This window comes from Frankia torreyi, from assembly GCF_000948395.1.
Taxonomy (GTDB): Bacteria; Actinomycetota; Actinomycetes; order Frankiales; family Frankiaceae; genus Frankia; species Frankia torreyi.
The window spans coordinates 60,896-75,586 of record NZ_JYFN01000008.1; the positions used below are offsets into that span (position 1 = coordinate 60,896).

Below are 14,691 nucleotides of genomic sequence, written 5' to 3' on the forward strand. Positions count from 1 at the left end.
CTGGACGGTCGGAAGTGGGACCCGGGCGGGCCCGGCTCACCGGGGCGCGCTGGGCTCGGTGAGCCGGGCCGGGTTGGGCTCGCCGGCCGGGTTGGGCCTAGCCGGCGGGGTTGGGCTCAGCCGGGCGTGACGGACTGGGCCGGGTGGGTGGACTCGGCGGGGCGGGGTGGACCTGGCGGAAGGGCCAGGCGTGGGGGGCGCCGGCGACCAGTCCCTCGGGTGGCGCGGGCAGCGGGGCCGTGGCGGGCCCCTTGGTGGTGCTGTCCGGGTCGGCGGGAGCGGCGGTCGCCGCGTCGGCGTCCACGTCGGTCGGCGGCGGGTCGGGCAGCCGGAGGATCACCACGACGAGGTCACCCCCCGGCTGGTGACTGAGATATACCTCACCTTCGCGGCCGTCGAGCGCGTCGATCGCCCAGTCCCGTAGGTCCGCCAGGCGGCCGGGGGTCGCCCTGGCCTCCCACATCCAGATCATGTCCGGGTCCCATCCTGCGTGGCCGAAGGCGGTCGGGGGCGGTTGCGCGGCCGCCCGCCGGGAAGGGGCCGGGGCGAGTCGGCGCGGCCGGCGCGGTCGGGCGGGCGGTGCCCGAATCCCGGCCGTCTTGACAGATCCGACCTTGTTGGTTGACGTGTGTGGTGCGGGTGCTAGGTTGGCACTCGGCACGTGAGAGTGCCAGCGACAACAGGCGCCTGTTCACCCGCGACGGCAGGCCGCCAGGGTCGCTCTCTCATCCAGCGCAGGAAGGGGGAGGTCGATCGTGACGACCGCCACCAAGGTTGCTATCAAGCCTCTCGAGGACCGCATCGTTGTGCAGCCCTCCGACGCCGAGCAGACCACCGCATCCGGCATCGTGATCCCGGACACGGCGAAGGAGAAGCCCCAGGAGGGCACCGTCCTCGCGGTCGGCCCGGGTCGGTTCGAGGACGGCAAGCGCGTCCCGCTCGACGTCAAGGTCGGCGACGTGGTGCTCTACAGCAAGTACGGCGGCACCGAGGTCAAGTACTCGGGCGAGGAGTACCTCGTGCTCTCCGCTCGCGACGTCCTCGCGATCATCGAGAAGTAGACCGCTCGCCGGTTAGCAACGCAAGGGGCGCGCCCCGCTGGCGGCCGTCCGGTTTGCGCCGGGCCCGCCAGCGGGGCGCGCTCTTGCGGTTTCCCACCGGTCATCGGTGTCGGGAGGACAAGCAGGTATGCCGAAGATTCTCACGTTCAACGAGGACGCCCGCCACGCGCTCGAGCGCGGCGTGAACGCGCTGGCCGACGCGGTCAAGGTGACGATCGGCCCGCGCGGGCGCAACGTCGTCATCGACAAGTCCTACGGCGCGGCGACGATCACCAACGACGGGGTGACGATCGCCCGGGAGATCGAGCTGGAGGACCCGTACCAGAACCTGGGCGCCCAGCTCGCCAAGGAAGTCGCCACCAAGACCAACGACGTCGCCGGCGACGGCACCACCACGGCGACGGTGCTCGCCCAGGCAATGGTCCGCTTCGGTCTGAAGCAGGTCACCGCCGGGGCGGCGCCGCTGTCGCTGAAGCTGGGCATCGAGGCCGCCGTCGAGGCCGTCTCCGCCGCCCTGCTGGAGCAGGCCCTCGAGGTCAGCTCCAAGCAGACGATCGCCCAGGTCGCCGCCATCTCCGCCCAGGACACCCGGGTCGGGGAGCTGATCGCCGAGGCGATCGACAAGATCGGCAAGGACGGCGTCATCACGGTCGAGGAGAGCCAGACCATCGGTCTGGACCTCGAGCTGACCGAGGGTCTGCAGTTCGACAAGGGCTACATCTCGCCGTACTTCGTCACGGACGCCGACTCGCAGGAGGCAGTCCTCGAGGACGCGTACGTTCTGCTCTACCCGGGCAAGATCGCGGCGCTGAACGAGATCCTGCCCATCCTCGAGCAGGTCGTGCAGGAGCGTAAGCCGCTGCTGATCATCGCCGAGGATGTCGAGGGCGAGGCGCTGTCCACCCTGGTCGTGAACTCGATCCGCAAGACCTTCCAGGTCGTCGCGGTGAAGGCGCCCGGCTTCGGGGACCGCCGCAAGGCGCAGCTGCAGGACATCGCCGTGCTCACCGGCGGCCAGGTGGTGGCCGGCGAGGTCGGGCTCTCGCTCGACGCGGTGACCCTGGCGGACCTCGGCCGGGCCCGGCGCATCGTGGTGGACAAGGACAACACCACCATCATCGACGGCGGCGGCGAGGCCGGCGCGGTCGCCGACCGGGTGCGCCAGATCAAGGCGGAGATCGAGGGCAGCGACTCGGACTGGGACCGCGAGAAGCTCCAGGAGCGGCTTGCCAAGCTCGCCGGCGGGGTCGCGGTCATCCGGGTGGGTGCCCACACCGAGGTGGAGCTCAAGGAGAAGAAGCACCGCCTCGAGGACGCCGTCTCGGCGACCCGTGCGGCGATCGAGGAGGGCATCGTCGCCGGCGGCGGCGCCGCCCTGGCGCACGTTGCCTCCGTCCTCGACGACGGCCTCGGGCGCACCGGGGACGAGCTCGCCGGTGTCCGGATCGTGCGTACCGCCCTCGACGCCCCGCTGAACTGGATCGCGCGCAACGCGGGCCTGGAGGGCGCGGTCATCGTCGCCAGGGTCAAGGACCTCGAGCCGGGTCACGGCTACAACGCCGCGACCGGCGAGTACACCGACCTGATCGCGGCCGGAGTCGTCGACCCGGTCAAGGTCACCCGTTCGGCGGTGGCGAACGCCGCCTCGATCGCGGCGCTGCTCATCACCACGGAGAGCCTCGTCGTCGAGAAGCCGGCGGATCCGGAGGGCGACCACGGGCACTCCCACGGGCACTCCCACGGGCACAGCCACCCGCAGGGCCCCGGTTTCTGATCGCCGAGCCGTCCCGAGAGGCCCGGCCGGGCGACTCCGGCCGGCGCCCCGCCCGCGGCAGCGAAGCGGCCCGCTCGGTCCCCGGTCAGGGGTTCGAGCGGGCCGCTTTCGTTCCCGGGTGTTCCTCTGACGACCGGCCGTTCGATGGTGGCCGGCCGGCCGGCGGGCGCCACCCGAACGGCTGGGCGAGACCGGCCGGTGGGCCTGCTCACCCGTCGCGGGTGATCGCCGTGGTCGGGATCGGATGTCCGGCCATGTCGCCACCTACCGCCGGGCCGGTCAGCAGGCCGGCGCGAGCCCCGGCCGGGCGGGGACGCGGCGAGCCGCCCCCCGCCGCGAGCGGCCGGTGAGGATCGCCTCCCGTTCCGATTCGCTGAGCCCTCCCCAGACGCCGTACGGCTCCCGGGCGGTCAGTGCGTACTCCCCGCAGGCGCGGATGACCGGGCATCGGGCGCAGATCGCCTTGGCCGCGGCCTCGCGGGCGGCCCGGGCCGGCCCGCGTTCGCCCTCCGGGTGGAAGAACAGCTCGGTGCTCTCCCCGCGGCACGCGCCATGTAGTTGCCACTCCCACTTCTCCGCGCCGGGGCCGGGAAGTCGTCGGACGTCGGTCATCGGCCTGAGCCCCCCTTTCGACCTGAGCGGCAAGCGCCGCGGGCTCACCGTAGTACCGGTCACCCACCCGGTGATCTTGAAAAATTCACCCGGGCGACCCCGCGTCGCCTGCCGTCAGGTCTGGTGTGCCGCGCCGGCACAGCCCCCGCCCGGACGCGGCGCGGATCCACGGGTTTGTCCGATCGCTCCGTGACCGGGCCGACCCCTCCCGTTCGGTGCCACCGGCTGCCCGGACGGACCCGGGATCGGGAGGGACGTCCAGTCCGCGGGTCCGGCGGACAACTTCGTGGACGGTGATTCGCCTACCCCGGCGATCGCCTGGTCACACGGCCAGGCCGGGAACGTCGCCAGCGAATGCTTCCACTCGGGGCCGCCGGGGCGGCCTTCGCCGCCCGGCGGGTCGCCGACAGGGTCGCCAAAACGGACGAACAGGACGAACAGGACGAACGGGACGAACGATCGGGATGGCCGACAGGCGATGGCCGGGAGCGCCCCGGGTCGGCCCCGGCTGGCAGGGATCTGCCAACGGATGGCGGGCGGCGTCGGTCGGCCGGCTCGGACTGTCCGGGAACGGACTGTTCGGGCTAGCCCGAAAGTCGTATCGGCGGCGGGCCGGCGGAAGACGCGCGGCGGCGCTGGGACGCCGCCCGGGGCCAAACCCGACCGCCGAGGTCGACGAGACCCGGGCTCGGGCGGCCCAAGACGATCGTGCTGGAGGAGGGTCGTGCGGCGCAGGCGTGCCTCAGTGATCGGCCGGGTGGGCGCCGCCGACCTCGCTCGCGACCGCGATGGCCGCTGCGAGTCCGCGGAAGTGATCATGGCGGCACGGGTGTGCCCAGGCGGCCCGAAGGATGCCGTCCAGCCCGCAGGCGCCATCCGGCCGCGGGCGCCGTCCACCTCCGCCCGCGGGGCTCCAGCCTAGCCCGGGACGGGCCCGGCGCTCAGCGGGAGTCGGCCTCCGAGGCGGCTGACGCCTCGTACACGCCGTCGGCGAAGCCGCGGGCGTACTCCCAGCTCACGTAGCACGACGGGTCGGGAGAGAAGGCCGGCTCATGGACGCGAGTCCGCCCCTCGTTGAGGAGGTTGCGCAGGTTGCCGGCCAACAGCTCCCAGTCGAAGTAATGAGGCTCGGCGCAGCCCTCGCAGTCGACGACGAGGCCGCGGTAGCCGCGCGGCTCGAGCAGCGTGCGGAAGACGTCGAGGTCTCCCAGCTCGGCGAGGACCTCCTCCCGCTCGTGCAAGGACAGCGGTTCGAGCAGGTCGAGGTCGTCGACGGAGTCGAGGCGCGCGAGCTCGGCGGCCGGATCCTCGGGGTCACCCGCGAAGGGGTCGACAGGCTCGTCGCTCACGTCGACCACGCTACGCTTGCCCGGACTGCTAAGTGGTCCCGATCAGGAGTATCGGCACCGTTGTGCGGTGCTTGTGGACAGGTCCGTGTAGGTCCGTCTCCTGTTGCGTAACCCGCGTGGCGCTGGTCGGCCGCCGGAAAGGCCCGCTCCCGTCGGCTGCGGCGCGATCTCCGTCACGCCGCAACCGCCCATAAGCGCCGCCGACCTCTACGATGGGGTACATGCCGCCGCCCGGCGACCGGCTCGCCGGTAACGGGTTGATGCTCCGTTCCGCCTGGTGGGCGGCCGGGCCGGCCGCCCACGGGAACCCGGCGGGGCCGTGGCCGCCGGGCGGGTATCCCCAGCGCCGCGGCACCGGTCATCGCGGAACGGAAGGTGCCATGAACGCTCCCGTCGCCACCGATCACTCCACGTCGGCTCCCCGCACGTCGGCTCGCGCGGCGTCGGCGGGCGGCTCCGCCGACTCCCAGGTGGACCTCCTGGGAGCCGACGCACCGGTGCCGCCGAAGCTGGCGATGCTGGGCCTGACCTTCGACGACGTCCTGCTGCTGCCGGCGGCCTCCGATCTCGTGCCCGCCGAGGCCGACACCACGACCCGGCTGTCGCGGTCCATCTCCCTCGCCGTGCCCCTGGTGTCCTCCGCCATGGACACAGTGACCGAGGCGCGGATGGCGATCGCGATGGCGCGCCAGGGCGGCGTCGGGGTGCTGCATCGCAACCTCTCGATCGAGGACCAGGCGCAGCAGGTCGACATGGTGAAGCGGTCCGAGTCCGGGATGATCACCGCGCCGGTGACCTGCGGGCCCGAGGCCACCCTCGAGGACGCGAACGTGCTCATGGCGCGTTACCGCATCTCGGGTGTTCCGGTGACCGAGCCGGGTGGCCGGCTCGTCGGCATCGTGACCAACCGCGACATCCGCTTCGAGAGGGACTACTCCCGCCGGGTGCAGGACGTCATGACGCCGATGCCGCTGATCACCGCGCCGGTCGGCGTGTCGCCCGAGGACGCACTGGATCTGCTGCGCCGACACAAGATCGAGAAGTTGCCGATCGTCGATGACCAGGGCCGGCTGCGGGGGCTGATCACGGTCAAGGACTTCACCAAGCGTGAGCAGTACCCGCACGCCACCAAGGACGCCGACGGCCGGCTGATGGTCGGTGCCGCGATCGGGGTGGGCGAGGACGCCTACAAGCGGGCGCAGGTCCTCGTCGCGGCGGGCGTCGACTTCCTCATCGTGGACACCGCACACGGTCACCAGCGGGCGGTGCCGGACATGGTGCGCCGGATCAAGACCGACATCCCGACCGGGGCCGACGGTCGGCCGCTGGACGTGATCGGCGGCAACGTCGCGACCGGCGCGGGCGCCGCGGCGCTCATCGCCGCGGGCGCGGACGCGATCAAGGTCGGCGTGGGTCCCGGCTCGATCTGCACCACCCGGGTGGTCTCCGGGGTCGGTGTCCCCCAGGTGACGGCGATCTACGAGGCGTCCCGGGTCGCCCGGGAGCACGGGGTGCCGGTGATCGGGGACGGCGGCCTGCAGTACTCCGGTGACATCGCGAAGGCCATCGCGGTCGGGGCGGACACGGTCATGCTGGGCAGCCTGCTCGCCGGCGTCGACGAGAGCCCGGGCGAGCTGATCTTCATCAACGGCAAGCAGTACAAGGCCTACCGCGGCATGGGGTCGCTCGCCGCGATGCGCAGCCGGGGTGGGGCCCGTTCCTACTCGAAGGACCGCTACTTCCAGGACGACGTGCTCTCCGACGACAAGCTCGTCCCGGAGGGCGTCGAGGGGCAGGTGCCCTACCGCGGCCCGCTCGCGGCCGTGGCGCACCAGCTCGTCGGCGGGCTGCGGGCCGCGATGGGGTACACCGGCTCGCCGACCATCCGGCGGCTGCAGGACGATGCGCAGTTGATCCGGATCACCTCCGCGGGCCTCACCGAGAGCCACCCGCACGACATCCAGATGACCGTCGAGGCGCCGAACTACAACTCCTCGCGCTGAGCCGCCGCCGCGGTTACGTCCGTCGTCACTGCCGGCCGTCCCGACACCGGCGATCAGGTGCCCGGGACGGGTCGGCGCGCGCGGGCGACGTGGAGCAGGTACGTCAGTATCCGGCCGGCGTGAGCCCGCCGGCCCAACCAGGAGGCGCCAGCAGTGGCAGAGGTCGAGATCGGTATCGGCAAGAGCGCGCGGGTCGCGTACGGTCTCGACGCCGTCGGCATCGTCCCGTCGCGTCGGACCCGTGATCCGCAGGACGTCTCGCTGGCCTGGGAGATCGACGCCTACCGCTTCGACCTGCCGCTGGTGGCGGCCGCCGCCGACGCCGTCACCTCGCCGGCCTCGGCGATCGCACTCGGCCGGCTCGGCGGGCTCGGCGTCCTGCACGTCGAGGGGCTGTGGACCCGATACGAGCAGCCCGAGAACCACATCGCCGAACTCAGCGAGATCGGTGACAAGGAGGGCCAGCAGGCGGCGACCGAACGGCTGCGCGCGCTGTACGAGTCGCCGGTGCGCCCGGAGCTCATCGCGCGGCGTCTCGGCGAGCTGCGCGACGCCGGGGTGGTCGTCGCCGCGGCGCTGCGCCCGCAGAAGGTCCGCGCGCTGAGCCAGCACGTGCTGGCGGCCGGCGTCGACCTGTTGGTCATCCACGGCACGGCGGTCTCCGCCGAACACCAGTCCCGGCGCAGCGAGCCCCTCAACCTCAAGCGGTTCATCGGCGAGCTGGACGTCCCGGTGCTGGTCGGCGGGTGCGCGTCGTTCTCGACCGCGCTGCACCTGATGCGGACCGGCGCCGCCGGGGTCATCGTCGGCGTCGGTTCGGGCCTGGGCGACCGGACCCACGACGTGCTCGGCGTGGGAGTCCCGCTCGCCACCGCCATCGCGGACGCCGCCGGAGCCCGCATGCGCTACCTCGACGAGTCGGGCGGCCGCTACGTCCACGTCGTCGCGCACGGCGACCTGCAGACCGGCGGCGACCTGGCGAAGGCGATCGCCTGCGGCGCCGACGCGGTCATGGTGGACGCGGCGCTGGCGGCGGCGCAGGACGCGCCGGGCCAGGGCGGGATGTGGCCGATGGACGTGCTGCACTCCGACCTGCCGCGGGGCAGGTGGGCGCCGGTCACCCCGACGGGCACCCTGGCGCAGATCGTCACAGGGCCCGGCGCGGCCACCGGAACGGGCCTGCTCAACCTCGCCGGCGGTCTGCGGACCGCCATGGCGACGACCGGGTACGCGACCCTCAAGGAGTTCCAGAAGGCCGAGATCATGGTGACCGCCGCCTCCTGACCGGCCCGGGGGCCGTTGCCGCCGGAGCTGGCCGCGGCCGTCCCGGCGGGCGATCGGCCGCGCGGTGGGCCGATACCCGACTCCGGCAGAACAGTCCACGCCCCGACGGTGGCGGCGGTACCCGGCCGATCCGGACCCGTGGTGGACATGGCACCCTGGGAGCGTCCGTCTCCGGCACGAAGGACGACAGATGCGCCTCGACGAGCACGGCCGCTGGGTCAGCGATGACGGCGCCTACCTCTGGGACGAAGCCGCCCAGACCTGGCAGCCGTCTTCCGCCGTGCCCCCGGCCAGCTCCGGCGGCGATCCAGCGCGGGCGCAGACGGCCGGCACCCTCGACGCCGGGCCGCACGACGGCGGCGATGCGCGCACGGGCGGCCTTCCCGACGCCGCCGCGGCGAGTCCCTCGGCTTACCCAAGTTCGGGCTTCGGGTCCGGCCCGGACGGCGCGCCGGACGGTGGGCGGGACGCCGCCGCCCCGGCGCGCGGTGCGGGGCTCGGATCGCCCGCCGTGGTGCGGCACGAGGTCCGTCCCGGGGCGCCGCGTCCCGGCGGCCCGGTCGCGGCCGAACCGCCGGGCGGTGCGACCCCGCCGGGCGGTGCGACCCCGCCGGGTGTCCGTGGCCTGTTCGGTGACTCCGGCCTGACCGGCGGCGTGCGCTCGGCGGGCGGCGCGGGTTCGGCCGGTGGCCTCGGCGAGAGCGGAGCTGGCGGCCCGGCCGCCGGCTCCGGTGCGGCCGCCGGCTCCGGTGCGGCGACGGGGGAACTGGCGTCCTACGGCGGCACGGGGCAGTTTGGGCGATGGGCGTCGCCAGGTGCCGCGCCGGACGGCGACGCAGCCAGGCCGAGCGCCTCGCCGCACATCACCGCACCGACCGCGGCTACCGGGACGACCCTGGCCGGCACCACGGGCGCCGGCCCGGCCGGGCCCGCCGGTACTCCCGGGGGCTGGCACGACGGCGACTCGACCGGCGAGTTCCGGCGCGCCGGCGCACCGGCGGGCACCGGCGCCCCGCCGGCGCGGGCCACCGGCGTGGCGCACTGGGATGATGACCTCGACGACGAGGCCGACTCCGACAACGACCCTTCCCGCGACAGGGAGTCGTTCGGCGACAGGGAGCCTTTCCGCGGCGCGGAGTTCGGTCGCGGCACCGAATTCGACGGCGAGCCCGAGTCCGGCTGGGCACCGTCGGGACCGCGCAGGCCGGCGTCGGCGGTGGGCCGCCCGGTCGCCGCGGGAGGTCTGGCCGGCCGCGTCGGCGGGTTCCTCCGGCAGGCCCGCGAGCGTCCCCCACTGCTGATCGCGGCCATCGTCGTGCTGGTCTGCGTGGGCCTTGGGGTCGCGGGATTCCTCGCCTTCGGGGGCGGCGGCTCGGACGGCGGGTCGGCCGTGGGCGCCGCGGCAGCCGGCAAGGGCCACTACACCAAGGCCGTCCGCGAGGCGTACCTGAGCTCCTGCCTGGATGTCAGCAACGGCAACGAGGGCTACTGCACCTGCACGCTGGACAAACTGGAGGCCACCTACACGGAGGAGGAGTACAAGCGGTTCAACGCGAGCGTCCAGTCGGAGTCATCGCGGCGGATCGTGCGCGAGATGTACGCCGCCTGCCGTGACAAGCGATGACCACAACCCGTGTACAATGGTCAGTCGGAGCTAATACCCCATATTCTTCCGGGCTTGTGGGCGACCCGCCAGAGAGCTATTGCTTTTTTGTCGGCCGTACGGTAGGACGTCCATCACGCATAGCCACACGATCGCGGCGAGGCGGTGCACGGGGCCGCAGGCCGGGATCATACGTCTCCGAGCGGCGCTGCTCCCGACCGACTGATCTGGCTGGGTGCGGGTTGCGACGACACGGTTCAGACAATGCACGTCCACACGATGGCTGCCCACATCGTGCTGATCTGGGGGGCAGGAGATGCCGCCCGATGACCATGCACCGTAGCCCGGAGCTCGAGGGTCCTGCGTCGACCGTCCCGTCCACCCGCGCGCCAAGGCGGGGGGCAGCCCGGTGACGACCCACGATGCCGATGTGAACGGGCCGGCCCGGCCGGCTCCGCCCCGCCGCGACGACGACTTCTTCGCCGTCGAGCGGGTCGGCGAGCCCGAGTCCCGCCCGTCCGCCGCGCCCGCCCAGGTCTCCTTCGCGCCGACCCCCTGGCCACCGCAGTTCGCCGCCCCGCCGAACTCCGCCCCGCCGAACTCCGGGCCGCCGAATTCCGGGCCGCCGAATTCCGGGCCGCAGAACTCCGCCGCGGTGCCGCCCGCCGGGCCGCCGCGCCGCGCCGATCCCTTCGACGTCACCAGCACCTGGGATGGTCCGGCGCCGCGACCCGGGGGCGGGTCCTCGGCGATCTCCGTGGCGCCTCCGGTCGAGGCCGCCTCGCCGGCCGGTTCCCGGCCGATGACCAACCTGCCGTCGATGTCGCCCCCGGCGCCGCCCGCACCCGCCGGCACCACCCCGGCTGGTCCGTCCGCCCGACTGGACCCGGGCAGCGACCGGGTCGGATCGCCGGTGGCCGGTGGCCGGACCGGGCCCGGTGGCCAGCAGGCGTGGGGTGGTCCGTCCGCGGACTCGGTGCGCGTCGGTGACTCACCCCGGCCTGCCGCGCCCGCGGCGGACCGGTCCGCCGGCGGCTACTCCGACCCGTTCACCGGCGGTTTCCCCATCTCCGCCCGTCCGGTCCCCGCCACCGGTCCCCGCACCGGTCCGATCCCGCTGTCGTCCCAGCCCCAGGCGCCCTACCCGGCCGCGGCACCGCGACAGGCCGCGTNCCCGCCGCCCGCACCCGCCGGCTCGCCGGCGTCCACGGGCTTTTCCGCGGCCTCCGCCCTGCCCGTGGCTGGAGCCGGGCCTGCAGCCGCAGCCACGCCGCCGGGAACGGCCGGTCGGCCAACCGGCTCGCCGTTCACGCCGGCACGCCAGCCGCAGCCCGGGACGCAGCAGCGAGTGGGGCCGGACGGCTTCGGCGTGACCGGCGCCGGCCCGCAGCCGGCTCGGCCGGCGGCGCCCGGCGGTCGCGGCACGGGTTGGACCGGCCCCGGCGGCTACGGGCCGCCGGGCGGGGCGGACCTGCCCGCCACCGCGGGCAGCGGGCGGGAGGCCCCCCGGCAGACGGACCCGTGGAATGGCCACAGCTCGCCGCGGCTACGGCTGCCGGCGTCACCCGCGGCCGACCCGGCCCAGGCGGGCTGGGAGACGGGCGGGCAGGCCCCCGACTACCCGTCGGTGCCGCCGCGCGGCTTCGGCGGGGTGGGCGCCTACCCGGCTGCGCGGGAGTCCGTCCCCGGAGCCGCGGGCGCCGGCAGACCGGGGGACCCCGGGGGGCGCGGCCAGACTGCCGGCGAGGCGTTCGCCGCCGGCGCGGCGGCGGCGCCCGTGAGCGGAGGGTTGTACGACCGCGCGGGTTCCGGCCCCCTTCTCAGCGCCGGTGCGGAGCCGGCAAGCCTGTCGGGACCCGCCGCCGGGAACGGGCAGAGGCCTGCGGTCGGCCGCGGGCGGTCCGGCGCCGCCGCGGCGCCCACCGCTCGACCGGAACGCCCCCGGGATGCGCCGCAGGGCGCGCCCGGCGCTTCGGGCTGGCGCAACCCGTTGGCCGATACCGGCAGCTTCGTCCGCCCGCTGCCGCCGCCCGGCATCCCCGGGTCGCTCGCCGATCGGGACGATCCCCTGTCCGGGCCGTTGCCGACGGCACGCCGCCGCCGCGGGCCCGGAACCGGGGCGCCTGGAGCTGGGGGAGCCGGCACCGGCTGGCGCGCGCCCGCTGCCTCGCCAGCGGGGGAGCGTCTCGTCCCCCCCGCCCGGGAGGGGGCCTCGACGGGCGCAGACCGGTCCGGTGCCGCCCCGGTTGCGCCGGACGCGGCCCCGGTCGGCCTGCGAGCCGCCGACCCGCCCCCGCGGCGGATCGAGGAGACGATGACGACGGCCCGGCCGCTGTACCGGCCGGATGCGCCGGCTACCGGCGGGCAGCCCGCCGGCAGTCCCGGGCAGCCCGGCAAGGCGGGCGGGCGCGGCGCCGGCACGGCCGGTCCGACCGGGCGGCGACCCGAGACGCCGGCCGAGATGACCTCCCTGGTCACTCGGCGAGCATCGGGCCGGGGGCGGGGCAGCGCGGCGGACCCGGCGGGGGAGGACGACAGCGGTTGGCAGCCGTCCCGGACCGTGCGGAAGCCGAGCGGCCGCAGCGTGCCCGCTGATCGCCGCCGCACGCCGAATCCGGTGACCGACACCGACAGCCTGCAACCGGTCTCCGCCCCGTCTGCGGGACGGTCCACCGCCGACGGCCGCGCGGACGGCCGCTCCGACACCGGCGAGCGGCGGCGGCGCACGGCGGCTGACCGGGCGGCCCGGGGCGGTGCGACCGGGCCGGGGGCCCGCCGCGCCACGGGTCGGCGAGCGGATACCACCGGCGGCCATGCGGGTCCGCAGCGGCGGTCCGCACGCGCGGCGACGTCCTCGGGTCTGCTGGAACCGACCGACCACCGGGACGCGACGCCCGACGACGAGCCGCCGTTCGAGGACCGGCTGGCCTGGCTCCGGCAGGGCTGGATCGGCCCGCTGGCGGTCGCGCTGGTCGTGGCGCTGCTGGCGGTCGGCGGCTATGTCCTGCTGCGCGGTGGCGGCAACGGGGGTGGCGGGACGGCCGCTCCGAGCCCGACGGCCGACACGTCGTCCGGCCCGGCGACGACCAACCCGGACGCCCTCACCGGCAAGGCGATGATCGACGGTAGCTGGCAGTGCCGCCTGGTCACCGTCACCGACCCGATCAGTCTGTCCCACGACGTGGTGGGGGTGCTGGTGGTCGCACGCACGGCCGGTGACTACACCTGGAACGGTACTGCCGGCCAGTACACGATCACTCCCGTGGCCGGCAACGACGGCGGGAATGTGATCGGCGACGTGCGGTTCACCAGCGGTCCGCTGAAGGATCTCTCGGCGATGCACATCGCCAAGCCGGGGGACGGAATCCGCGGCAAGGCGCAGGGCACCCTGGATCTCAAGGCTGGCGGGACTGCACCGCATCGAATCTGCGGAGTGAACTGAGAACATCCGTCCCTATGCTGACTGTAAGCGGGAACGGCGAAATGTCTGTTCTAACCGGGGGGTCGGCGATGCCGGCCGGTCGGCTACCTACCCCGGTTGTCGGGTTTAGACGGCGGTGCGGCAGGATCAGGTGCCATGCTCAGGTCTGACCGTGGTATGGGTGGCTGGCGGCGTTCAGCCGCCGGCAACGAGAAGGATGTGGCTGGCGGGGTGGGCGGCGGCGTCCCGGCGGCTGTCGGGACCGGTCGACCGGCCGTCGACCGGCGCAGTCTGCTCCGCTGGGCCGGAACCGCCGCGGTGGCCGCGCCGGCCGCCGGGCTGCTCGCCGCCTGCGGCGGGTCGTCGTCCTCCGATGGCCCGCGCAAGGTGCGCCTCGGGTACGTGACCTCCCGCACCGGGCCGCTCAGCTCCTACAGCGTGGTCGATTCGTACGTCGTCCAGACGATGCAGTCGCTCCTCGCCGACGGGGTCAAGGTGGGCGGCCGCAGCTACCCGGTGGAGATTTTCGTCCGCGACTCGGAGTCCGACCGGCACCGGGCCGGGATCGCCGCGACCGACCTGATCTTCAAGGACAAGGTCGACATCGTCCTGGTCGGTGGAACCTCGGACACGGCCATTCCGGTCGCCGATCAGTGCGAGATCAACCAGGTTCCCTGTATCTCGACGAACGCCCCCTGGCAGTCCTGGTGGAACGGGCGCGGCGGTAACGTCGACATGCCCTTCCACTGGACCTACCACTTTTACTGGGGGATGGAGGACGTCGTCGCCACCTATGTGGCCATGTGGCGCCAGCTCGGGATCACCAAGGTGGGGCTGATGTATCCCGCGGACGATGACGGTCAGGCATTCGCCAATCCAGACTTCGGAATTCCCACCATCCGCAACTTCGATTTTCAGCTGATCTCGCCGGCGAGCTCGGGCTACCAGCCGGGAGCGGCGTCGTTCGAGTCGTACCTGACCGCGTTCAAGGCCGCCGGCGTCCAGGCCGTCGTCGGGATCGCCCAGGCCGCGGACTTCGCCGCCTTCCGGCGCCAGACCCGGACCGCGGACTTCACCCCGAAGGCGCTGACCGTGTCGAAGGCGCTGATCTTCCAGGAGGACGTCCGGGCGCTCGGGTCCAACGGCAACGGGCTGACCACCGAGGTCGCCTGGTCGCCGTCACATCCCTACCGCAGCTCGCTGACCAACAAGACCTCCCAGGATCTGGCCAGTGACTTCGCCAGCGCCCGCGGTCGTGGCTGGACGCAGGCGCTGGGCTTCACCTATGCGCTGTTCGAGGTGGCGGTGAAGGCACTCGGCGGCGCCGCCTCGCTGGACCGGGAGGCGATCGCCGCGGCCGTCAAGGAGGTCGACGCCCAGACGATCGTCGGCCCGGTGGCGTTCGGATCCCAGTCGAACGTGCCGAAGAACGTGGCCCGTACCGCCCTGGTCGGCGGGCAGTGGGACCAGGTCGACAACGACTTCGCGCTCAAGGTCGTGAACAACAGCGGCAACAGCAAGGTCGGGGTGGACGCGCAGTTGAGCCCGCTCCCGACGCCGGTCTGAGCGGCGGCCCGCCGACGC

General features: G+C 74.0%; 9 protein-coding genes. 6 read left to right on the top strand and 3 right to left on the bottom strand.

All coding sequences use genetic code 11. From position 1 onward, the window contains the following. Positions 1 to 97 precede the first annotated feature (97 nt). Positions 98 to 472 carry a hypothetical protein gene (locus FF36_RS07380; protein ID WP_242418470.1) on the bottom strand — a complete coding sequence of 125 codons (375 nt, stop codon included), beginning with the start codon at positions 470 to 472 and terminating at the stop codon, positions 98 to 100. 283 nt (positions 473 to 755) lie between these two features. Between FF36_RS07380 and groES the strand changes: the two genes are divergently transcribed. Then, a complete protein-coding gene (gene groES / locus FF36_RS07385; protein ID WP_009740479.1) occupies positions 756 to 1,061 on the top strand; it encodes a co-chaperone GroES in 306 nt (101 codons plus the stop codon). Between the two features lie 127 nt (positions 1,062 to 1,188). Next, positions 1,189 to 2,835: a chaperonin GroEL gene (gene groL / locus FF36_RS07390; RefSeq protein ID WP_044884228.1), complete on the top strand. Its 1,647-nt coding sequence runs from the start codon at positions 1,189 to 1,191 to the stop codon at positions 2,833 to 2,835. A gap of 279 nt (positions 2,836 to 3,114) precedes the next feature. Here groL and FF36_RS07395 read toward each other — a convergent pair whose 3' ends face one another. Continuing rightward, on the bottom strand, positions 3,115 to 3,447 hold the full coding sequence (locus FF36_RS07395) for a WhiB family transcriptional regulator (protein WP_009740477.1): 333 nt from the start codon (positions 3,445 to 3,447) through the stop codon (positions 3,115 to 3,117). A gap of 941 nt (positions 3,448 to 4,388) precedes the next feature. Next, positions 4,389 to 4,805, bottom strand: coding sequence for a DUF5319 domain-containing protein (locus FF36_RS07400; RefSeq protein ID WP_009740476.1), 417 nt, complete (start codon positions 4,803 to 4,805; stop codon positions 4,389 to 4,391). 371 nt (positions 4,806 to 5,176) lie between these two features. Between FF36_RS07400 and guaB the strand changes: the two genes are divergently transcribed. The 4 genes from guaB to FF36_RS07425 all read left to right on the top strand — a co-directional run bounded on the left by guaB (position 5,177) and on the right by FF36_RS07425 (position 14,673). Further along, positions 5,177 to 6,799 (top strand): IMP dehydrogenase, encoded by a 1,623-nt coding sequence (gene guaB, locus FF36_RS07405; RefSeq protein WP_044884307.1) that lies wholly within the window; start codon positions 5,177 to 5,179, stop codon positions 6,797 to 6,799. A gap of 153 nt (positions 6,800 to 6,952) precedes the next feature. Continuing rightward, positions 6,953 to 8,083, top strand: coding sequence for a GuaB3 family IMP dehydrogenase-related protein (locus FF36_RS07410; protein WP_044884229.1), 1,131 nt, complete (start codon positions 6,953 to 6,955; stop codon positions 8,081 to 8,083). Positions 8,084 to 8,273: 190 nt separating this feature from the next. Beyond that, a complete protein-coding gene (locus tag FF36_RS07415; RefSeq protein WP_044884230.1) occupies positions 8,274 to 9,707 on the top strand; it encodes a hypothetical protein in 1,434 nt (477 codons plus the stop codon). A gap of 3,556 nt (positions 9,708 to 13,263) precedes the next feature. After that, positions 13,264 to 14,673 (top strand): ABC transporter substrate-binding protein, encoded by a 1,410-nt coding sequence (locus FF36_RS07425; protein ID WP_044884232.1) that lies wholly within the window; start codon positions 13,264 to 13,266, stop codon positions 14,671 to 14,673. Positions 14,674 to 14,691 lie beyond the last annotated feature (18 nt).